The organism is Microbacterium salsuginis (genome assembly GCF_012524205.1).
In the GTDB taxonomy this organism is placed as follows: Bacteria; Actinomycetota; Actinomycetes; order Actinomycetales; family Microbacteriaceae; genus Microbacterium; species Microbacterium salsuginis.
The window spans coordinates 324,822-344,557 of record NZ_JABACI010000001.1 but is presented as its reverse complement, the minus strand read 5'-3'; the positions used below and the strand labels follow the sequence as shown (position 1 = coordinate 344,557).

General features: G+C 69.8%; 21 protein-coding genes. 12 read left to right on the top strand and 9 right to left on the bottom strand.

The features are described 5' to 3' along the window. Window positions 1-17: 17 nt before the first annotated feature. Entirely contained in the window at window positions 18-437 is a 420-nt protein-coding gene (locus tag HF576_RS01560; protein ID WP_168911025.1) for a GNAT family N-acetyltransferase, read from the top strand. Window positions 438-464: 27 nt separating this feature from the next. On the opposite strand, the gene HF576_RS01555 is transcribed toward HF576_RS01560, so the two are convergent. Further along, window positions 465-1,112, bottom strand: a complete 648-nt coding sequence (locus tag HF576_RS01555) for a LysE family translocator (protein ID WP_168911024.1) — start codon at window positions 1,110-1,112, stop codon at window positions 465-467. Window positions 1,113-1,294: 182 nt separating this feature from the next. Between HF576_RS01555 and HF576_RS01550 the strand changes: the two genes are divergently transcribed. The 8 genes from HF576_RS01550 (at window position 1,295) to HF576_RS01515 (ending at window position 10,034) form a co-directional block, all read left to right on the top strand. Continuing rightward, entirely contained in the window at window positions 1,295-2,137 is an 843-nt protein-coding gene (locus HF576_RS01550) for a hypothetical protein (RefSeq protein WP_240948613.1), read from the top strand. A 1-nt stretch (window position 2,138) separates the two neighbouring features. Beyond that, window positions 2,139-3,761: a DNA polymerase Y family protein gene (locus tag HF576_RS01545; RefSeq protein ID WP_168911023.1), complete on the top strand. Its 1,623-nt coding sequence runs from the start codon at window positions 2,139-2,141 to the stop codon at window positions 3,759-3,761. Between the two features lie 108 nt (window positions 3,762-3,869). Then, the gene (locus HF576_RS01540) at window positions 3,870-7,298 is read left to right on the top strand and encodes an error-prone DNA polymerase (protein WP_168911022.1); all 3,429 of its coding nucleotides are present in this window, start codon (window positions 3,870-3,872) and stop codon (window positions 7,296-7,298) included. 94 nt (window positions 7,299-7,392) lie between these two features. Next, the gene (locus HF576_RS01535; protein ID WP_168911021.1) at window positions 7,393-7,875 is read left to right on the top strand and encodes a YciE/YciF ferroxidase family protein; all 483 of its coding nucleotides are present in this window, start codon (window positions 7,393-7,395) and stop codon (window positions 7,873-7,875) included. A gap of 40 nt (window positions 7,876-7,915) precedes the next feature. Then, window positions 7,916-8,203: a hypothetical protein gene (locus HF576_RS01530; protein WP_168911020.1), complete on the top strand. Its 288-nt coding sequence runs from the start codon at window positions 7,916-7,918 to the stop codon at window positions 8,201-8,203. A 57-nt stretch (window positions 8,204-8,260) separates the two neighbouring features. Continuing rightward, window positions 8,261-9,301 (top strand): lactonase family protein, encoded by a 1,041-nt coding sequence (locus tag HF576_RS01525; protein WP_168911019.1) that lies wholly within the window; start codon window positions 8,261-8,263, stop codon window positions 9,299-9,301. A gap of 133 nt (window positions 9,302-9,434) precedes the next feature. Next, entirely contained in the window at window positions 9,435-9,719 is a 285-nt protein-coding gene (locus tag HF576_RS01520; protein ID WP_168911018.1) for a hypothetical protein, read from the top strand. Window positions 9,720-9,821: 102 nt separating this feature from the next. Then, window positions 9,822-10,034 carry a hypothetical protein gene (locus tag HF576_RS01515; RefSeq protein WP_168911017.1) on the top strand — a complete coding sequence of 71 codons (213 nt, stop codon included), beginning with the start codon at window positions 9,822-9,824 and terminating at the stop codon, window positions 10,032-10,034. Here the strand turns inward: HF576_RS01515 and HF576_RS01510 are convergent. From HF576_RS01510 to HF576_RS01500, 3 genes are all read right to left on the bottom strand, one after another. Then, window positions 10,020-10,961: an SDR family oxidoreductase gene (locus HF576_RS01510; RefSeq protein ID WP_168911016.1), complete on the bottom strand. Its 942-nt coding sequence runs from the start codon at window positions 10,959-10,961 to the stop codon at window positions 10,020-10,022. The two genes, HF576_RS01515 and HF576_RS01510, sit on opposite strands and share 15 nt — an antisense overlap. Before the next feature lie 144 nt (window positions 10,962-11,105). After that, the gene (locus HF576_RS01505; protein ID WP_168911015.1) at window positions 11,106-11,945 is read right to left on the bottom strand and encodes a helix-turn-helix transcriptional regulator; all 840 of its coding nucleotides are present in this window, start codon (window positions 11,943-11,945) and stop codon (window positions 11,106-11,108) included. A gap of 107 nt (window positions 11,946-12,052) precedes the next feature. Then, window positions 12,053-12,952 carry an imine reductase family protein gene (locus HF576_RS01500; RefSeq protein ID WP_168911014.1) on the bottom strand — a complete coding sequence of 300 codons (900 nt, stop codon included), beginning with the start codon at window positions 12,950-12,952 and terminating at the stop codon, window positions 12,053-12,055. 84 nt (window positions 12,953-13,036) lie between these two features. Here HF576_RS01500 and HF576_RS01495 point away from each other — a divergent pair, with 84 nt between their 5' ends. Next, window positions 13,037-13,366 carry a winged helix-turn-helix transcriptional regulator gene (locus HF576_RS01495; RefSeq protein WP_168911013.1) on the top strand — a complete coding sequence of 110 codons (330 nt, stop codon included), beginning with the start codon at window positions 13,037-13,039 and terminating at the stop codon, window positions 13,364-13,366. 45 nt (window positions 13,367-13,411) lie between these two features. On the opposite strand, the gene HF576_RS01490 is transcribed toward HF576_RS01495, so the two are convergent. Both HF576_RS01490 and HF576_RS01485 read right to left on the bottom strand, forming a co-directional pair. Next, the gene (locus tag HF576_RS01490) at window positions 13,412-13,879 is read right to left on the bottom strand and encodes a hypothetical protein (protein WP_168911012.1); all 468 of its coding nucleotides are present in this window, start codon (window positions 13,877-13,879) and stop codon (window positions 13,412-13,414) included. 93 nt (window positions 13,880-13,972) lie between these two features. Next, window positions 13,973-14,404, bottom strand: coding sequence for a hypothetical protein (locus HF576_RS01485; protein ID WP_168911011.1), 432 nt, complete (start codon window positions 14,402-14,404; stop codon window positions 13,973-13,975). A 274-nt stretch (window positions 14,405-14,678) separates the two neighbouring features. Between HF576_RS01485 and HF576_RS01480 the strand changes: the two genes are divergently transcribed. Beyond that, window positions 14,679-15,290 (top strand): GNAT family N-acetyltransferase, encoded by a 612-nt coding sequence (locus HF576_RS01480; protein WP_168911010.1) that lies wholly within the window; start codon window positions 14,679-14,681, stop codon window positions 15,288-15,290. 3 nt (window positions 15,291-15,293) lie between these two features. On the opposite strand, the gene HF576_RS01475 is transcribed toward HF576_RS01480, so the two are convergent. The 3 genes from HF576_RS01475 to HF576_RS01465 are packed head-to-tail and all read right to left on the bottom strand — an operon-like array spanning window position 15,294 to window position 17,982. Continuing rightward, a complete protein-coding gene (locus HF576_RS01475; protein ID WP_240948680.1) occupies window positions 15,294-15,791 on the bottom strand; it encodes a LuxR C-terminal-related transcriptional regulator in 498 nt (165 codons plus the stop codon). Further along, window positions 15,743-16,894: a sensor histidine kinase gene (locus HF576_RS01470; RefSeq protein ID WP_168911009.1), complete on the bottom strand. Its 1,152-nt coding sequence runs from the start codon at window positions 16,892-16,894 to the stop codon at window positions 15,743-15,745. The genes HF576_RS01475 and HF576_RS01470 overlap by 49 nt, the downstream gene beginning before the upstream one ends. Continuing rightward, the gene (locus tag HF576_RS01465) at window positions 16,891-17,982 is read right to left on the bottom strand and encodes an FAD-dependent monooxygenase (RefSeq protein WP_168911008.1); all 1,092 of its coding nucleotides are present in this window, start codon (window positions 17,980-17,982) and stop codon (window positions 16,891-16,893) included. Before HF576_RS01465 ends, HF576_RS01470 begins: the two co-directional genes overlap by 4 nt. Window positions 17,983-18,162: 180 nt before the next feature. Here HF576_RS01465 and HF576_RS01460 point away from each other — a divergent pair, with 180 nt between their 5' ends. Continuing rightward, window positions 18,163-19,728 carry a multicopper oxidase family protein gene (locus HF576_RS01460; protein WP_168911007.1) on the top strand — a complete coding sequence of 522 codons (1,566 nt, stop codon included), beginning with the start codon at window positions 18,163-18,165 and terminating at the stop codon, window positions 19,726-19,728. Window positions 19,729-19,736 lie beyond the last annotated feature (8 nt).

Here is a 19,736-nt window from a genome sequence, read left to right as displayed (position 1 = left end):
ACTGTCAGGATCGGTGGATGACGTTCACGATCACGGCAGAGCTGCCTGCGGCGACCGAGTTGGTCGACCTGTACCGATCGGTGGGCTGGACCGCCTACACCGATGATGCGGAGCGGCTCGTCGACGCGGTGAACGCATCGCACTGCGTGCTCGTGGCACGGAGCGAGTCGGGCGCGCTCGTCGGTCTGGCCAGGACCGTCTCGGATGGGCTGACGGTCGCCTATCTGCAAGACATCCTCGTCGCACCCGAGTACCAGCGGCGCGGCGTCGGCGGAGCGTTGCTGGACGAGATCCTGGTGCGCACGCGTGGCATCCGCCAGCTGGTCCTGCTGACCGACGCCGAAGAGGCTCAGCGGGCGTTCTACGAGTCGCGCGGGCTCGTCGAGGCGCACGACTTCGCTCCGAATCAGCTCAGGTCGTTCGTGCTGCTCCGCTGACGCCGTGCCCTGGGCCGAAACCGACCGCTATGCCGGGACCGCCGGGGCGGGCGCGTCGATCGCGAGCTTCACGCCGACGATGCCGAGCAGAACGCCGGTGATCTTCCGCTGCCAGCGCACCCACATCGGCCGGCGGCGCAGGAACACCGCGACGGACCCGGCCGCGAGGATGATCGCACCGTTCACGATGACGGCGACGGCGATCTGAACGGCGCCGAGCTGGAAGCCCTGGGCGATGACATCGCCGGCGCTCGCGTCGATGAACTGAGGGATCAGCGCGAGGTAGACGATCGCGGTCTTGGGGTTGAGCAGGTTGGTCACGAGCCCCATCCGGAAGAGCTTGCCGGCGGAGTCGCGGGGGAGGTCCCGGGGTTCGAACAGGGACGTGCCGCCAGGGCGGAGGGTCTTGTACGCCAGCCAGAGCAGGTAGAGCGCACCGGCCACCTTCAGCGCGGTGTAGAGCCACGGGACCACGAGGAACACGGCCGCGAGGCCGAGATTCGCCATGGTCATGTAGACCACGAATCCCACCGTGGTGCCGGCCAACGACATCATGCCTGCGCGCCAGCCCTGGCCGATGCTGCGGGAGACGAGGTAGACCATGTTCGGGCCGGGTGTGAGCGCCATTCCCAGTTCGACGAGCGCGATACCGGTGGCGGCGGCGAGTGTGATCAAGACGACCCCTTGGGTGACGGGTGGGGGCATCGTCGTCGACGCGCAGTGTTCCAGAACGAGTGTGGCACGGATCGAGTGGGAACCCTGCGCCCTCACTTTCCTCGAACATAACTGTCGGAAGTGCGAGGTATCCTCGTTCCCTGCGGGTTGAACGCATAGAACATGTGTTCTAGCCTGAGGGGATGGGGGCGATCGTGCAGCTCACAGCACAGCATGTGCTCGAGCCCGTCGGCCAGGAGCCGGCGGGCGCAGAGTCGAGCGGTGCTGAGCTGACCGGTACGGGTCTGACAAGCACGGGTCTGACAAGCACTGGTCTGACAAGCACCGTCGCACGGCTGCGGGCCCAGGTCGAACGCGTGCAGGGTCGCCGGCTCGACGCGCCGGTGCTGCCGGTGCATCCCGCACTCGCGGCGCTGCTTCCCGGCGGGGGCCTGCAGCCGGGCGCGGCATACTCGCTCCCTCGCTCGACCTCGCTGCTGCTGGCGCTGCTGGCGCTGCCGACGCAGTCCGGGTCATGGTGCGGGGTGGTGGGGATGCCTCGGCTCGGCGCCGAAGCGGCCGAGGCGCTGGGGGTCGATCTGTCGCGACTCGTGCTCGTCCCTGATCCGGGGGCCCGCTGGCTCGCGGTGACCGCGACCGTCGCCGAGGTGCTGCCGGTGGTGGCTGTCCGCCCGTCCGGGCGGGCGCCCGACGGCGAGGTGGCACGGCTGGCGGCGCGGTTGCGCGACCGTGGCGCTGTGCTGCTGGTGCAGGGTCCGTGGCCGCAGGCCGAGGCGGCGCTCGAGGTCGGCGAACCGGTGTGGGAGGGCGTGGGACGCGGCCATGGGTATCTCGCGGGGCGCGAGGTGACCCTCACCGCCTCCAGCAGGCGCTGGCCGCGGCCGCGTCGCGCGCGGGTGATGCTGCCGGATGCCGCGGGGCATGTCTCCGCGACGCCGGAGCAGGCGCGCCCGGTGCAGCCGGTGCGTCCCGTCGATGTCGAGACGCGGTCGGTCTACCCCCTCGAGGCCAGGGCGGTGGGTTGACATGGCGCTGCGCTCTCCGGTGCGCAGCCTGGTGCTGTGGTTTCCGGACTGGCCGGTCACGGCATTGGTCCGCGACGCGGCGATGTCGATGGATCCGGCGCGTCCGGTGGCCGTCGTCGAACGCAACCTCGTCGTCGCGTGCTCGGCAGCGGCGCGCGCCGAGGGGGTGCGGCGCGGTCAGCGTCGCCGCGATGCGCAGGCACGCTGCCCAGGACTGACGGTGGTTGCGGGGGATGCCGCGCGCGAGCACCGCGCGTTCGCTCCGATCGTGTCGCTGATCGAAGAGAAGGCGCCGGGCGTGCAGCTGGTGCGTGCCGGGCTCTGCGCACTGCGGGTGCGAGGCCCCGCCCGGTACTACGGCGGTGAGGCCGAGGCGGCGCGCGTGCTGATCGAGGCTCTGCACGGCTTCGGTCTCGATGAGGTGCGGGCAGGGATCGCCGACGGACCGTTCACGGCCGAGCAGGCGGCGAAGGCCGGTGCGAGCGCGCGGGACCCGGTGTTCGTCGTGCCCGCGGGCGGCGCCGCCGGCTTCCTCGCGCCGCTGTCGGTGGCGGTGCTCGATTCCTCGTCGTTCTCCGCGGGCGAGACGGCCGATCTGGTGGGGCTGCTCGCGAGACTCGGCGTGCAGACGCTCGGCGCGTTCGCGGCGATGGAGCCCGATCGGGTGCGCGAGCGGTTCGGCGAGCGTGGCATCCGCGTGCACGCCCTCGCCGCCGGCCGCGACTCGCGCCCCGTCGAGCCTCGTACGCCCCCGCCCGAGCTGCAGCGAGAGGTCGCGTTCGAGCCGCCGCTCGAGATCGCCGACCAGGTGGCGTTCGCGATGCGTCTGACCGCCGACGACTTCATCGCGGGGCTCGGAGCGGTCGACCTCGTGTGCACCGAGCTGCGCGTCGAGCTCGTCGGCGACCGGGGCGAGCGCAGCGAGCGGGTGTGGCTGCATCCCGGCTCGTTCGACGCCGCCGCGGTGGTCGACCGGGTGCGCTGGCAGCTCGCCGAGGACGTCGGCGGCGGCACGGACGGGGGAGGCCTGCGCAACGGGGGTCTGCATAGTGGGGTCGCACTCGTGCGGATCTCGCCCGAGGCGGTGGACGAGGCATCCCATCACGCCCCCGCGCTCTTCGGCGGCGGACCGGAGGAGCGCGTGCACCATGCGCTGTCGCGCGTGCAGGCGATGCTCGGCCATCGCGGTGTGCTGACCCCCGCGATCGGTGGCGGCCGGTGGCTGGCCGAACGGCAGGTGCTCGTGCCGTGGGGGGACCGGCACGTGAAGGGCCCCGACGGACTCGCCGTGCAGCGCAGCCGGCCGTGGCCGGGGAGCCTGCCCGACCCGCTGCCGGCGACGGTGTTCGCCGATCCGGTGCCGGTCGACGTGCGCGCCCTGGGCGGCGAGATCATCGATGTCGACGAGCGGGGCAATGTCTCGGCGGTCCCGGCCTTCCTCGTGGAGAGCGGGCGACGGCGCGAGATCGAGGCGTGGGCAGGACCGTGGCCGGTGGTCGAGAGGGGATGGGATGCCGCGCGCGCGCGTCGTGCGCACCGGTTCCAGGTGGTCGACGCCGAGGGCGGGGCGTGGCTGCTCGTCTGCGAGGGCGACACGTGGACGGCGGAGGCGGCGTATGACTGACGTGATCCGCCCCGAGCCGACGACCGAAGGCATCTTCCGGTCGTTGAGCGAACGAGGAACGAGCGAGACGAAACGTCCCGAGCCGACGAACGACGGCGGTGATCGCTGATGGGCTTCCACAACCCCGGTGTGCCGTGGTCCGAGATGGAGCGCGTGCTGAGCGGGCGCCGCCGCCCCGACGCGCGCCCCGCGGATGCGGACGGCGGCGACAGCCCGGCCTGGTCGCACAAGCGCGGTCCATATGTGCCGCCGAAGATCGATCGCCCGCCCGAGGTGATCCCGTACGCGGAGCTGCACGCGCATTCGTCGTTCTCGTTCCTCGATGGGGCGTCCTCTCCCGAAGAGCTCGCCGAAGAGGCCGAACGGCTTGGGCTGCACGCGCTCGCGATCACCGATCACGACGGCTTCTACGGGATCGTGCGCTTCGCCGAAGCGGCCGAGTCGCTCGAGCTGAAGACGGTGTTCGGTGCCGAACTGTCGCTCGAGCTTCCCCAGCCGCAGAACGGCGAGCCCGACCCGGTGGGGTCGCATCTGCTCGTGCTGGCCCGCGGCGAAGAGGGGTACCACCGGCTCGCGGGCGCGCTCACCCACGCGCAGCTGGCGGGCGCGGAGAAGGGGCGGCCGCGATACGACCTCGAGGAGCTCGCCGCCCAGGCCGGCGGGGAATGGGCGGTCCTCACCGGATGCCGCAAGGGCGCGGTGCGTCGCGCGCTGGCGCCGGGAGGGGAGGGACCGGATGCCGCGGCCCGCGAGCTCGATCGGCTGGTCTCGCTGTTCGGGCGCGAGGCCGTGCACGTCGAACTGATGGATCACGGCAATCCGCTCGACACGCGCGACAACGACGTGCTGGCAGGGCTCGCGCGCGAGCGGGGACTGCCGCTCCTCGCGACGAACAACGTGCACTACGCGGTGCCCCGGCGGCAGCTGCTGGCGGCGGCGGTCGCGGCGGTTCGTGCGAACCGCGGCCTCGACGAGCTGGACGGCTGGCTGCCGTCGCACGCGGGCGCCCATCTGCGCTCGGGGGCCGAGATGGCGGAGCGGTTCGTGCGATATCCGGATGCCGTGGCCCGCACCGTCACGCTGGCCGACGAGCTCGCCTTCCCACTGCGGCGTGCGAAGCCGGCGCTGCCGAAGCAGGAAGTGCCCGAGGGGCATACGCCGATGTCGTGGCTGCGGCACCTGGTGTGGGAGGCGGTGCCCCGCAAGTACCCCGATCTCGCGAGGAAGGACCGCGACCGCATCGAGCGCGAGCTCGGGGTCATCGAGATGAAGGACTTCCCGGGTTACTTCCTGATCGTCTACGGCATCGTGCAAGAGGCCCGGCGCCGCGGCATCCTGTGTCAAGGCCGCGGCTCGGCCGCCAACAGCGCCATCTGCTACCTGCTCGACATCACGGCGGTCGACGCGATCGCGTACGACCTGCCGTTCGAGCGGTTCCTGTCGAGCCTGCGTGACGAAGAGCCCGACATCGACGTCGACTTCGACTCGGACCGCCGCGAAGAGATCATCCAGTGGGTCTACGCCACCTACGGGCGCGAGCGCGCGGCGCAGGTCGCGAACGTGATCCAGTACCGGCCGAAGAACGCCGTCCGCGACATGGCGAAGGCGCTCGGGCATTCGCCGGGTCAGCAGGATGCGTGGTCGAAGCAGGTGGAGCGCTGGGGCGCGATGCTCGACACCGGCGACGACCACGACATCCCCGACCAGGTCATCGAGTTCGCCTCGGAGCTGCTGAAGGCACCGCGGCATCTCGGCATCCATTCCGGCGGCATGGTGCTCACCGACCGGCCGGTAGGCGAGGTCGTGCCGATCGAGCACGCGCGCATGGAGAACCGCACGGTGATCCAGTGGGACAAGGACGACGCCGCATGGATGGGCCTGGTGAAGTTCGACCTTCTGGGGCTCGGGATGCTGGCAGCCCTGCAGTACTGCTTCGACATGATCCGCGCCTCGACAGGGGAGGACTGGGAGCTGTCGACCATCCCCAAGGAGGAGAAGGCGGTGTACGACATGCTGTGCCGCGCCGATTCCATCGGGGTGTTCCAGGTCGAGTCGCGCGCGCAGATGGGGCTGTTGCCCAGGTTGCAGCCGCGACGCTTCTACGACCTCGTGATCGAGATCGCTCTGATCCGTCCCGGGCCCATCCAGGGCGGCGCGGTGCACCCGTACGTGCGGCGCAAGATGGGGCTCGAGGAGGTGACCTATGCCCACGAGAAGCTCGAGCCGGTGCTGGCGCGCACCCTCGGCATCCCGGTGTTCCAGGAGCAGCTCATGCAGATGGCGGTCGCCGTCGGCGAGGTCAGCGGTGAGGATGCCGACCTGCTGCGCCGGGCGATGGGCTCCAAGCGCGGGATCGAGCGCATCGACTCGCTGAAGGAGAAGCTCTACGCCGGCATGGCGAAGAACAATCTCGTGGGGGAGGACGCCGACGCGATCTACGCGAAGATCCAGGCGTTCGCGAACTTCGGCTTCGCCGAGTCGCACTCGCTGTCGTTCGGGCTGCTCGTGTACGCCAGCTCGTGGATCAAGCTGCACTATCCGGCGGCGTTCCTCGCGGGGCTGCTGCGCGCGCAGCCGATGGGCTTCTACTCGCCCGGCACGCTCGTGTCGGACGCACGCCGCCACGGTGTGGAGGTGCGTCGCCCCGATCTGCATCTGTCCGGCGTCGAGGCGGTGCTCGAGTCGGCCTCCCCCCGGTCGTTGAGCGAGGAGCGCAGCGACGAGACGAAACGCACCGGGCTGGACTCGTGCCTGGACCGGCACCAGCCGCCGGTGGGGGAGTTCGATCTCCACGCGCCCGACGAATCGGCGGCGCACCGCCGCGACGGGGGGTTCGCGGTGCGGCTGGGTCTTGCCGGGGTGAAGGGCATCGGCAAGACGGTCGCGCAGCGCGTCGTCGCCGAGCGTGAGGCGCAGGGGCCGTTCCGGGATCTGCGCGATCTGGTGCGCCGCACCGGCATCACCGCCGCGCAGGTCGAAGCGCTGGCGACGGCGGGAGCCTTCGAGAGCCTGGGGCTCGCTCGCCGAGAGGCGATCTGGCTCGCCGGCTCGGCCGCCCAGGATCGCCCGGAGTTCCTGCCCGACTCTCTCGTCTCGGTGCAGCCGCCGCTGTTCACCGATCCCACCAGCTACGAGATCCTCGCCGCCGACCTGTGGGCCACCGGCATCTCGACCGACGATCATCCGATGACGCACTACCGGTCCGGACTGGTTGCCCGCGGTGTCCTGACCTCGCGTGAGCTGCGCAGTCACGAGACCGGGCGTCGTGTGGAGGTCGCGGGACTCGTGACGCACCGGCAACGGCCGGCCACGGCATCCGGGGTCACCTTCCTCAATCTCGAGGACGAGCACGGGCTCGTGAACATCGTGTGCTCGGTGGGGGTGTGGAACCGCTACCGCCGTATCGTGCGGGACTCCCCGGCGCTGGTCGCGCGCGGCATCCTCGAGCGCTCCGCCGAAGGCGTGACGAACCTCGTCGCCGACCGATTCGAAGACCTGCGGGTGGGTGTGCAGCACCGGGCCCGGGACTTCCGGTGAACGTCAGGTCGTAGCGGTGCCCGGGCATCGTCGCAACCCCCTACGGCATCGAAGGTTGCGCACGTAACGTCGCAGCATCGAAAGGAGATCATCGATGTCACAGACGATGCTCGAAACCCCCACCGACCTGCTCCGCTTCCAGCTGCGGACCGCCTTCACGATGGAGGAGGACTCGCTCGCTGCCCTCGGAGAGCTTGCCCAGGCCGCGAAGTCGGCCGACGTCAAGAAGCTCTTCCGCCACCACGCGGACGAGACCAAGGAGCAGATCGAGATCCTGCGTCGCGTGTTCGGCGTTCTCGACTTTCCGGTCTCGACGGCCGCGTCGCCGAGCACGAAGGGCATTTCGAAGCAGGCCAAGTCGCTGATCGATCGATCGGCACCCGCGCTGCGCGACCAGGTCACCCTGTCTGCGGCGCTGGGGAACGAGCATTACGAGATCTCGGCGTACGAGTCGCTCATCCTCGCGACGCGCTCGATCGGAGCAGCCGATGCCGTCGCGATGCTGCAGCAGAACCTCGACCAGGAAGTTCGTACAAGCCAGGAGCTGAACACCCGCCTTTCGACGATGACGGGTTGACGCTTCATGCCGCTCCCGGGAGAGCGGCAGGAAGGTCGACGTGACAACGCGCCACCAGTTGGTCATCAATGGCCACACGTATCCACTCGCCGACGATGATCGCGTCGTCGACGTGAAACATGCGATCCTGACAGCGGTCCACGACGGCGGCGCGTTCGTCGAAGTGCCCGCCGGTGCGATCACCACCGCCGAGGTGCTCGTGACGCCGGCGACGGCCGTCTTCATCGAGCACATCGACGTCGCCGACAACGGTCACTACGAGCTGCGGGAGCTCGAGACTTTGCGGTCCGAGTCGGGGCACGATGACGAGACCGACCTCTGGATATGAGGCAACGACGGGCCCTGAACACGGGCGCCGCCGACGCGGTCTGCGTACGATCGAGGCATGACGGATGCCTCTCTCGTACTCGTGGCCAACGCCGGCGACGGCAGCATCAGCACCTTCCGGCTCGCCGGAGGTGCGCTCGAACGCATCGCCGTCACTGACGGGCTGCCGGGCTGCTCGACGTTCGCGGTCGATTCGGACCGTGACCTCGTATATGCGGGCGTCAAGGGCCGCACCGACGACGAGGGCGCCGGCATCCTGACCCTGCGGCTGCATCGCGACACGGGAGAACTCGAGCCGCTGTCGCGCCACGATCTCACTGGCGGCGGCATGAACTATCTCGCGCTCACGCGGGACGGCACGGGCCTGCTCGGGGCGTCGTACGGCGGCGGGTACGGGATCAGCTGTGCCGTGGCGGATGGCGTCGTGGGTGAGCCCGTGTCGCGCATCGAATTCCCCAACCTGCACGCCGTACTGCCCAGTGCCGACGGCCGCTTCGCGTACTTCGTCTCGCTCGGGGCCGACCTCGTCGCGCAATACTCACTTGCCGATGATCTGCGTCTGGTGCCGCTCACGCCCGAGACGGTGGCCGCGCCCGAGGGAAGCGGTCCACGACACCTGGTGCTCAATGACGCGCAGGACGCGCTCTATGTCCTCACCGAGTTCTCGGGGGAGGTGCTGCACTTCTCGCGCGACACCGAGGCCGGAACCCTCGAACTCCGCAATGCCGCCACAGCGTTCGACCTCTCGAAAGGCCTGGGGCACAGCCGCTTCGGGGCGGACCCCATGAAGGAGCACTTCGTCTGGGGCGCAGACATCCACTTCGCGGACGGCGGCCGGCGCCTGTGGTGCACCGAGCGGACGGAGAGCACGCTCGGCGCCGTGGCCGTCGCGGCCGATGGGTCGGTGTCGGCGCCGGCGCGCTTCATCACGACCGAGCCGCAGCCGCGCGGTTTCGCGGTGAGCCCGGACGGCGCATACCTGGTTGCGGCGGGAGAGCGGTCGACCACCGTCTCGCTGTATGCCGTGGACGGCGACGGCCTGGAGCTGCTGCAGCGGGCCGAGACCGGTCGCGGGGCGAACTGGGTGCGCTTCGTGTGAGCTTGCAGGGCACCGGTGCGCTGCCCTAACCGGTGCTCGCGGGTGGCGTCAAGCCCCTCAGTGAAAGGGGCGCCGATGACGCACGCTGAGCGGACTTCGCCGCTCGAAACCGTCCCGGAACCAAGGCAGCAGCATGACCACCACGATCGGACCTTCTCCCTCGGGCAGGCTCACCGCCCCGCCGCCGACGGAGTCCACGCGGCCGCGAGACGAGCACCGGGTTGAGCTGGAGTGGATCGGCGACGGTGCGTGGCGCGCGTGCGATGTGACCGTGCCTCCGGATGACGCCACCTGTCTGATCGCCTACGTGGAGTGCCGGGCCGACTGCGTCGAGGTGACCTGGGTTCGTCCCTTCCGTCCCATGTCCACCTTCGAATCGCTGCGTGAGGCATACACGGCCGTCAGTCGAGCGTTGTAGAAGAGCATCGTCATCGGGCGCCGTAATGCGGCCTGAGTCGACGTTGCGATCTGCGAGTCGCGCCGCGCACCCGTGCGGCGCTGAGACGAAGGGGGCCGACCATTGGGTCTGGAGTACGACCTCTCGGTGTGGGAAGGCTATGCGACCGAACTCGCGCTCGGGTTCGGCGATACGCCGACGAGGGTTCGCGCTGTGCGGACGGCCTACTATCAGCACGGCTTCGACATCGATCTGATCTCGCAGGCCAGCGGCTTCCCTGCCTGGCGCGTGCGCCAGGCGATCCTTGCCGAGCGCCCGGGCTCAGAGCGGGAGTGAACCCGCGATCTGCGCGCCGATGAGGCGTTCGGACTCGTCCCACACCCGCCGCGCGGCGTCCATGGCGGTCAGCGGCGCCCACAGGTTCCGTCGGGCGGGCGGTCCGCTCATGACGCGCTTCGGACCGTAGAACTCGTCGCCGCGCGCATCCGGATCCGTCGCCGCCATGAGCGCCGGCAGGGCGGCGCTCGCCGGGGTGCCGGCGATGCCGATGCGTGACAGCATCCGGATCACGCGGCGTCCGCCGACCTCGCGGGCTCGGCCCAGCGCCGGCTGCGCGGCCAGCAGGTTCGTGGGCGAGACGCCGGGGTGCGACAGGTTGCTGCTGATGCCCCAGCCCTCCCGACGGCTGCGCGCGTCGAGCTCACGGGCGAACAAGCCCACCGCGATCTTCGACTGCACATATGCCTTCATGCCGTCGTAGTCGTTCTCCCAGTTCAGGTCGCTCCAGTTGATGCCGCCGCTGCGTGCCGCGATGCTCGTCTGATGCGTGACCCGTGCGCGGCCCTGCCGCAGCAGTGGGAGCAAGCCCAGCGTGAGCGCGAAGTGGCCCAGATGGTTCGTGCCGAACTGCAGTTCGAAGCCGTCCTTCGTGAGCTGACGGTTCGGCGGGGTCATGACGCCGGCGTTGTTGATGAGGATGTGGATGGGGCGGCCCTCACTCACGAGACTGCCGGTCAGCGCCGTCACCGAGTCCAGCGACGACAGGTCGAGTGCGCGGGTCGAGACCGCGGCATCCGGAATCTCTCGACGGATGCGGTCCGCCGCGGCATCACCCTTCGCGGACGAGCGCACCGGCATGACCACCTCGGCTCCCGCCTCAGCGAGGCGTGACGCGATGACAGAGCCGATGCCGTCGCTGGCGCCGGTCACGACGGCGAGCTTTCCGTTCAGGTCGGGAATCCGGATGCCGGGGGTACGAGTCATGGCGATGGGCCCTTCAGATCAGGGAGCGGGGTGCTCATGACCATGCTCGGGCCGCGCCGCATCGGCGTTCAGTGCCCGTTGATCCACTGATCGCCGATCCACCCCTTCGCGGGGGCGCCGTCGGCACTCGCGTGCGCCGCGCGGTCAGCGGATGGTCTGCGAGCCGATCACGCTGAGCAGCTGGAGTTTGTCGTAGCTCTCGCTGCCGGGCACGGCGGTGTACACGAGCAGGCGATGCGACTGCTCCGGGTCGAGCAGGGTCTGGCAGTGCAGCTCGAGCGCGCCGACCTCAGGATGGTGGAATCGCTTGATATCAGGCGGTCGCACGCCGACTTCATGCGAGTCCCACAGTTCACGGAACTCCGGGCTCAGAGCGAGGAGGAGGTCCGCGAGGTGCGCAGGCCGCGATTCCGGGCCACGTACGGTGATGAGCTCACGCAGACCCGACGCGTACACGCGCGACAGCATCCGCTGCTCGTCCGGCGGGTAGGGCGTGCGCGCCTGCGGGTCGGTGAACCAGCGGTAGCCGAGACTGCGTGCAGGCCCCTCGCGCAGGCGCGCGTCGCCGAGCAGCGAGACTCCCATCGGGGACTGGCGCAAGGTTTCGCCGAGCTCGGTGACGATCTCGGCCGGAGTGTCGGACAGCCGGTCGAGGATGCGCAGCAGGCCGGGGCCGATGTGCTCGCTCGATGCTCCGCGGGCAGGCGGGTTGTGGCCGGCGAGCCGGAACACATGATCGCGCTCGTCCAGTGAGAGGTGCAGTCCCTGTGCGATCGAGGCGACCATCTGCTCCGACGGCTGCGGGCCGGTGCCGCGCTCGAGGCGCGCGTAGTAGTCGGTCGACATGTGGCACAGTGCGGCGACCTCCTCGCGGCGCAGCCCACCCGTCCGCCGGCGCGGGCCGCGCGAGAGCCCGACATCCTCGGGCTGCAGCGACTCCCTGCGGCGTCGAAGGAACTCGGCCAGACCATCGCGATCGATCATCGACGCCCTCTCGTCCGCCCGTTCGCCTGGATCCTTCCTACCGTCCGCCGGTGACGCGAGCCAGGCTCCGCCGATCCACCCCTGGGCCGGAGGGCGCGCCCGCAGCGCTAGACGGGCGAGCGGCGCAGCACATCCACGATCCGTGACCATCCGTCGCCGGCGTGTCCCCGCTCGACGGCCTCCCGTGCGAGGTCGCGCATGAGGACTGGCAGAGCCGGGTCGACGCCCGCATCGCGGTTGGTCTCGACCATGTGGTTGAGCGCAGAGAGCTCCATACCGAGATTGTCTTCGTCGCCGGGATGCTCGCCCCGGTCGGTGTCCGACGCGAGTCCGGTGAACGTGGCGGGCAGGATGTCGAGCATCGAATTCGCCCAGGGCACGAAGTCGGACGCCGATAGTCCGTTGGCCGTCACGAGCGCGGCTGCATGGAGGAACGCGGTCATCCCGGTGAAGAAGACCTCCAGCATGGCGGTGTCGAGCACCGACGCCATCCCGGGGTCGGCGCCGACGAACGGCGAACGCGGCGCGAGCTTCTCGAGCGTGGGTCGATGCGCCGCCAGCAGCTCTTCTCGCCCGCTGTAGAGGATGAGCGCATCCGGCGCGCCGATCACGGGTGTCGGCACCATGATGGCCCCGATCAGCAGATCGATCCCCTTGGCCTCGGCCCAGGCCTGTGTCTTTCTGGCCTCAGCCGGCGTGGACGAGGCGAACACCACGACGGTGCGATCAGCCAGGTCGGCGGTCGGAATCTCGTCGAGCAGCTGCCGTGTGGAGGCGTGGTCGCGTAGGCACGTGATCACCAGGTCGGATGCCGCAACCGCAGCGGCGGCATCCGGAGCGATCACTGCCCCAGAGCGCTCCAGCGGCTGTGCCTTCGAAGCGGTGCGATTCCAGACCGTGGTGGTGGTCCGGGAGTTCAGCAGGGCATTCGCGAGCGCGGTGCCCATCGGGCCGAGACCGAGAACGGAGGCGGTGTTCGTGGTAAGGGGATGCGGATCGTTCGTCACATTCTCAGTCTTCGGAGTACCGCGGATCACGCAAGTACCCACTATTTTGTTCTCTACCCACCAATCGGTAAGGAGACGTGCGCGATGCCTGAATTCTTCTGTGGACTGGATGCCGCGGTGGCCGTCGTCGGCGGAAAGTGGAAGCCGCTGATCCTCTGGGCGCTGTCGACGGGGCCTCGTCGCACGGGAGAGCTGCGGCGGGAGCTTCCGGGTGTCTCGGAGAAGATGCTGACGCAGCACCTGCGAGAGCTCGAGCGCGACGGCGTCGTCCACCGCGAGGTGCATCATGAGGTGCCCCCGAAGGTGGTCTACAGCCTGACCCCGGCGGGGACATCCCTGGAGCTCGCGCTTCGACCGCTCGGAGACTGGGGCGAGGACCATATGCCGGCGATCGCCGCGGCGCGAGCGAGCTAGGACGAGCACAGTGGATGCATCACATGATGGGATGCATCCGCGCGCTCACGGCCGGGGTGGCCGGGACCTGGTCGCGGCCTGGATGCCCCACGCGATGAGTCCGCCGACGGCACCCGTAAGCGCGCCGGCGAAGAGACTCCCGGGAAGCACGGCGAGTCGTGGGATCACCCCCGCGATGCCGCTGTTGTCGAGGAAGGCGGGATTGCCGGCGTACAGCGAGGACCACAGCAGCTGATGTGTGATCGCGAGCATGACCGCGAAGATCAGGCCGATGACGAAGACCGTCAGGAACGGATTGGGCACCTTCTTCGCCACCGCGACGGCGATCCAGACCGCGACGGGTACGAGCGCAAGGAACCATGACGCCGGCTGCATCTCCTCGATGATGTGGAGATCGTGCAGGATCACGCGCGGCAGACCGAGGGTCGCGAGGCCGATGAGGGCGAGAACGGACAGTCCGAGCGGGCGTCGACGGACGGGGGGAGTGGGGTTGGGAGGTGTGTGGGAGGTCATGGCGCTCACGCTAGGTCTGGCGCCCGGCCGCCGTCGTCCTCTCGGGAGCGACACCTGAGTCGTGCGGCGACGACACCTCGGTCGCTCGACGCGTCACGCTCGTCGACGCCGCGTCCGCTGGATGGGAGTTGCGATGGCCCCCGCCAGGGCTCCGAGTCCCGCTGCGCGGGCGACCTCGATCCCACCCGCCGTGACGTTCAGGCCCACCCCGTAATCGGGCCATTCGCCGACGAGCACCGTTGTGGCGATGACTAACGCGCCGGAGAGGACCCCCGAGAGAGTGAGGGTGAGCACAGGCCGCGGTACGTCGCCGAACCCGGCGCCCAGTATCCAGACCAGCAGCGTCGCGACGAGCGCGACCAACGCCGTGCCGGTGTCCCCGATCACCGCATCGAGCCTCACCAGGCGCAGAACCGGCCAGAGGAGGCCGAGGGTGCCGAAGCCGATCACGGACGCCCAGCTGATCCGGCCACGGGCGGGCATAGGAGGTGACGCCGGGTGCGGCGGCGGGTCGAGGTGGCTCATGCCGTCAGCTAACGGCGATGCCGGCGGATTCGCGTCAGCCGAGGATCGGTCATGCTGTCGCCCCGGAGCGACACCCTTCGTCCTCGAGACGACTGGGCGCGTGCGCGCGCAGAGCGCGGCCGCGGCTGGCACCAACGCCGGACGACAACCGGGGTCGCCTCGCGTCGACGAGCGGAGCGTCGGGTCTCAGTCGGAAAGTCGTCCGGCGGGGGCATCCTTCGAAGCGCCCCGGATCGCACGATGGGATCCCATTCGACGCTTAGGAAGGCCCGAGATGGCAACCTCATCGCCCTATCTGTCCGTTCGCTCTCTCGGCGGCTCCGATCTGGATGCCGCGGCCAGGCTGCTCGGACGGGGAATGGCCGACAACCCGGTGCACGTCGCCGCGTACCGGGGCGACGACGCCTCGAGGGCACGCCGTCACGAGTTGCTCGTGCGCACCCTCCTTCGCCACTCGCCCTCGTGGCAGATCGAGGGCGTCGACCGGGGCGACGTGCTCGCCGGGGTCGCGGCATCCGCACCGCCTGGCCGCTGCCAACCGACCGTTTCGGCACGGCTGCGTCTGCTCGGACGAGCCTCCACGTTCGGACCGGTTGCTGCCTCACGGCTGGTGTCGTGGCAGAACGCATGGTCCCGGCACGACCCCGACGCGCCGCATGTCCACCTGGGGCCGGTCTCGGTAGACCGGCATCTGCGCGGCCACGGCATCGGGGGCCTGCTGTTGCTCCGTCACGTGGCGAGGCTCGATGCCACGGGTGCGACGGGCTACCTCGAGACCGACCGCCCGCAAGCGATCGAGTTCTATGAGCGGTTCGGATATGTCGTGGTCGAAGCGGCGGAGGTCATCGGCGTTCCCTGCTGGTTCATGCGCCGCCCCGCTGCGTAGGCGCTACGAGACGACCAAGCCGGACTTGTGGGCGATGACGACCAGCTCGGGCCGGTCGCGTGCCCCGAGCTTGGCGAGGATCCGACTCACGTACGTCCGAGCCGTCGCCGGGCTCAGGTGCAGAACCGCGGCGATCTCGTCGTTGGTGTCGCCGTGCCCGATCCGCGTCAGCACTTCGAGCTCGCGCGCACTCAGATAGGTCAGCCGGGGATCGGGGACCGGGGCGGCGTGCCCGGCTGCGACCATGTCCATCAGACGCTGCGTGATCGCAGGCGAGAGCAGACGCTCGCCCTGACCGGCACGCCTGACGGCGTCGCGGAGCTCGTCGCGCGGGGTGTTCTTGAGCAGGTATCCGATCGCGCCCGCGCGGATCGCCTCGACGACGTCGGCATCGTCGTCGAAGGTGGTCAGCACCACGACGTGCGTGCCGGTGAGCTGCTCATCGGCGCGGATCATGCGGGTCGCCTCGATGCCGTCCATGACCGGCATGCGGAGGTCCATGAGCACGACGTCGGGATTGTGCTTCCGCGCCGCCTCGACGCCGCGTCGGCCGCCGCGACCGATGGGGCCTGGGGCGCACGCCGACCGTCATCGACGATATTCACAATGATCATTCCGTCCTCGCTCTCGTGAACGTCGACGTCGACGCGAGTGGCGTCGGCGTGGCGGACGACATTGGTGATCGACTCCTGCACGATCCGGAACACGGCGGCCTCCACCGTCGGCGATGGCGTGGAGCGTAGGTCTACTCGGAGCTGCACGTCGAGGCCCGCCTGCCGGGCAGGGTTCGCCGCCGCCTCCAGGTCGGCGATGCGCAGGAGGGCGCGCGAGGCGACGCCGTCTCTGCGCAGGCTGGCGACCGTGCGACGCAGGTCGGTGAAGGTCGCGTCGGTGGTGTCGGCGATGGCCTTGAGGGAGCGCCGGACCTCGGCGTCGTCCAACCCGAGTGCGTCCTCGACCACCTGCGTGTGCAGTGTGATGACCGTCAGGGCATGCCCGACCGAGTCGTGCAGCTCGCGGGCGATCGCCAGGCGCTCGGCCAGCACCCGCTGCTCGGCCTCGCGCGCGTAGCGCTCCGCCGTCAGCTCGGCGATCTTGGCCGCCTGCCGCCGGAGTACACGGCGTGACCGCACGCTGTCGCCGAGCGCGACGGCGCCCGCGAGAAGCAGCGCGTGGCCGGGAAGGTCGTACCCCACGACGAATGCCGGGTCTTGATCGTTCACCAGCCGATAGACGACAGAGATCGTCATGACTGTCGCCGATGCGATGATCGCGGCACCGATCCGCCCGTACTCGGCGGCGGAGAACACCGCCGCGGCCAACGGCACCGCGACGCCGATCGGCGGGTTTCCGGCCGCGTAGTAGGCGATGAGGGCCACGACCGACAGCACGACGACGACGACCGGGTACCGGCGGCGCACCAGCATGAGGGCGCCGAGGCCGACCGCCCAGAGGTACGCCCACCCGTCGGGCTGGTCTCGGCTGATGTCTGCGGCGATCACCAGCGAGACGGTCAGGGCGACGCCGATGCCGAGGAGGACGTCGAGCACCCAGGGCGCGGGTCCCGTTTCGGACCGGCGGAGGCCGCGATCGTCGTCGATCATGCTGACATGGTAGGTCGCGACCCGGCGGCATGCGCCGTGCCGTGATCGCCCGCGCCGCGACTACTTCGGCCGCCGAGCAGCAGCCGCATCGCGCCGTTACGGAGCCCGAGACCTCGGCGCGCCGTCGCGATGCTGTTGAGCGTGCGCGCAGCGCGCACGATGCGCTGCGTGCGGCGGCGCCGCGCGCGGTCGTACCGCTGCAGGCCCGTCGGCACATCCGGGGCTGCGCTCACCGCGCTCGCGAGCACGACCGCGTCGATCAAGGACTCGCAGGCCCCGCGGCCGAGGTTCGGCGCCATCGCATGGGCGGCATCGCCGACCAGCGCCACCGTGGCCAGGACGTAGGGGTGGGGGAGTGCGACATCGAACAGCTCGCGTCGATCGATGCCGTCGTTGCTCAGCCGCGACACGATGGCAGCGACGGCGGGATGCCACGTCGAGAAGTGGCGGGCGAGCTCGGCGGCGGCATCCGATCCCGGTGGCGGGCTCATGTCGGCGCGTAGGCACGCGAACCAGTTGGCCAGGCCGTCGCTCGACGGGGTGATGCCGAAGAGGGCACCCTCGCCCCACGTCTCGGTCACTGAGCCGACGTCGCCGTCCACGACTCCGCGGAACGCGACGGTGCCGAGCGGGCGCTGAGCCCTGCGATCCCACAGGGCCGATCGCACGGCGCTGTGGATCCCGTCCGCACCGACGACGAGGTCGCTCTCGGGCAGATCGTCGATCGAACGCACCGGACTGGCCCATTGCACGGTGCCGTGGGGAAGCGCCTCATGGAGCGCGTGCAGTAGTCGCACGCGCGAGACGAGGTGTGCGCGGCGGCTCGCGGGGATGCGCGCGAGCACATCGCCATGGGGATCGAGGATCGTGCCGCCGTAGCTGAGCACCGCGTGGGCTCTTACGTGTGCGCCGACGTTCAGCTCGTCGAGCGTCGACATCGCCTCCGGCCACATGCCCAGCGCGGTGCCGCCCCCGGCGATGCCGTCGGCGCGTTCGAGCACCGTCACCGACCACCCGCGGTTGAGCAGTGCCCCCGCCGTGGCGAGACCGCCGATTCCTGCTCCGACGACGACTGCTCGCTTGACCACGCCGCATCACCCCTTCTCGTCCTGCACGACGGTATCGGGCCGCGGCGCGCCGGCGATATCGACGGGGGGCGCGTGTTGATGTCGCGCACAGGCGACATGCCCCATGTCGCTTCGAGTCGACTCGACATGTTGCCCTCGTGCGGACGCGGCGCCCTCGTCGCGGCTCGTATCGTCCCTGCCATGACCACAGCGCCGCCCTCAATCCCGCTCCCGACGCCGCGCCGGCGCCGCAACGCCGTCGGGCCCGTCGTCCTGCTCGGCGCGACCCTGCTGACGGCGGCAGCTGTCTTCACGGCCTGCACGATCGGGCCCGGCTTTTCGGATTCGTCGGTCTTCCAGCCCAAGGCGCCGCCGGCCTTCGATACGCCCCTGCCCATCCCGCCATTGGCGGACTCGCGGGTCGACGGCGGCACGCGGGTGTTCTCACTGACGGCCGATGAAGGGCAGATGGAGTTCACCCCGGGCATGACCACCCCCACGTGGGGCTTCAACGGCGACTACCTCGGCCCGACGCTCCGTGCGAGGCGAGGCGAGAAGGTCGCCGTCGAGGTGACCAACAAGCTGCCCGAGACGACGACGGTGCACTGGCACGGCATGCACCTTCCGGTCGCGATGGACGGTGGACCGCACCAGCCCATCGAACCAGACGCACAATGGCGTGCCTCGTGGCGCGTCGACCAGCCGGCCGCGACGCTGTGGTACCACCCGCATCCGCACGGCGACACCGAAGAGCACGTGCTGCGTGGCCTCTCGGGGATGTTCATCGTCGACGACGAGAACACCGGCACCTACGGCCTGCCGGCGCAATACGGGGTCGACGACATCCCGCTCGTGGTCCAGGACAAGAAGTTCACGGCGGGAGGCGAGTTCCAGCTCGACGCGCAGGGAAACGAAGTGGGTCTGCTCGGCAACGTCATCCTCACCAACGGCGCGTGGGGTTCCGTCCTCGATGTGACCACTGAGCTGGTGCGGCTCAGGATCCTCAACGGATCGAGCGCTCGCACCTACGACTTCGCGTTCGACGACGGCCGCGAGTTCTCCCTCGTCGGCACCGACGGAGGCCTGCTCGAGGCGCCGCACTCCACCGATCACGTGCGTCTCTCGCCGGGGGAGCGCGCCGAGATCGTGGTAGGGCTCGAGCCCGGCTCCGAGACGATGCTCCGCTCGCTCCCGCCGGATCTCGGGAATGTCGCCCTGCCGTCGGCGTATGGCGGCACCGACGAGTTTGACGTGCTGCTGCTGAGGGCCGCCGATGCGCTGCAGCCGTCGGCATCCCTCGCCGACCGGTTCGCTCCGGTCGAGCGTTTCGCCGAGCGCGACGCCGACTACGAGCGGACGTTCGAGGTACAGAACCGCGAGATCAACGGACTGCGGATGGACATGAACCGCATCGACGAGGTCATGCAGATCGACTCGACCGAGCTGTGGACCGTCACGAACCGCGACCTGTTCCCGCACAACTGGCACGTCCACGACGTCCAGTTCCAGGTGCTCGACATCGACGGCACACCGCCGCCCGCGGAGCTGCTGGGCTGGAAAGACACCATCTACCTCGAGCCGCGCCGCCAGTACCGCATCATGATGCGCTTCGAGGACTACGTCGACGACGACAAGCCGTACATGATCCACTGCCACCTGCTGCTGCACGAAGACGAAGGTCTGATGTCGCAGTTCGTCGTCAGCAAGAGCGAGCCCAGCCGCAACACCGAGCCTTCCGACGGCGGGGGTGGTCACGGCACGCACTGACCCCCGTC

Coding starts and splice junctions, on each gene's coding strand:
- HF576_RS01535 (WP_168911021.1), top strand. CDS start 7,393: ATGTCACAGACGATGCTCGAAACCCCCACCGACCTGCTCCGCTTCCAG.
- HF576_RS01460 (WP_168911007.1), top strand. CDS start 18,163: ATGACCACAGCGCCGCCCTCAATCCCGCTCCCGACGCCGCGCCGGCGC.
- HF576_RS01560 (WP_168911025.1), top strand. CDS start 18: ATGACGTTCACGATCACGGCAGAGCTGCCTGCGGCGACCGAGTTGGTC.
- HF576_RS01470 (WP_168911009.1), bottom strand. CDS start 16,894: ATGATCGACGACGATCGCGGCCTCCGCCGGTCCGAAACGGGACCCGCG.
- HF576_RS01475 (WP_240948680.1), bottom strand. CDS start 15,791: ATGGACCTCCGCATGCCGGTCATGGACGGCATCGAGGCGACCCGCATG.
- HF576_RS01525 (WP_168911019.1), top strand. CDS start 8,261: ATGACGGATGCCTCTCTCGTACTCGTGGCCAACGCCGGCGACGGCAGC.
- HF576_RS01480 (WP_168911010.1), top strand. CDS start 14,679: ATGGCAACCTCATCGCCCTATCTGTCCGTTCGCTCTCTCGGCGGCTCC.
- HF576_RS01545 (WP_168911023.1), top strand. CDS start 2,139: ATGGCGCTGCGCTCTCCGGTGCGCAGCCTGGTGCTGTGGTTTCCGGAC.
- HF576_RS01510 (WP_168911016.1), bottom strand. CDS start 10,961: ATGACTCGTACCCCCGGCATCCGGATTCCCGACCTGAACGGAAAGCTC.
- HF576_RS01540 (WP_168911022.1), top strand. CDS start 3,870: ATGGGCTTCCACAACCCCGGTGTGCCGTGGTCCGAGATGGAGCGCGTG.
- HF576_RS01485 (WP_168911011.1), bottom strand. CDS start 14,404: ATGAGCCACCTCGACCCGCCGCCGCACCCGGCGTCACCTCCTATGCCC.
- HF576_RS01490 (WP_168911012.1), bottom strand. CDS start 13,879: ATGACCTCCCACACACCTCCCAACCCCACTCCCCCCGTCCGTCGACGC.
- HF576_RS01495 (WP_168911013.1), top strand. CDS start 13,037: ATGCCTGAATTCTTCTGTGGACTGGATGCCGCGGTGGCCGTCGTCGGC.
- HF576_RS01520 (WP_168911018.1), top strand. CDS start 9,435: ATGACCACCACGATCGGACCTTCTCCCTCGGGCAGGCTCACCGCCCCG.
- HF576_RS01550 (WP_240948613.1), top strand. CDS start 1,295: ATGGGGGCGATCGTGCAGCTCACAGCACAGCATGTGCTCGAGCCCGTC.
- HF576_RS01505 (WP_168911015.1), bottom strand. CDS start 11,945: ATGATCGATCGCGATGGTCTGGCCGAGTTCCTTCGACGCCGCAGGGAG.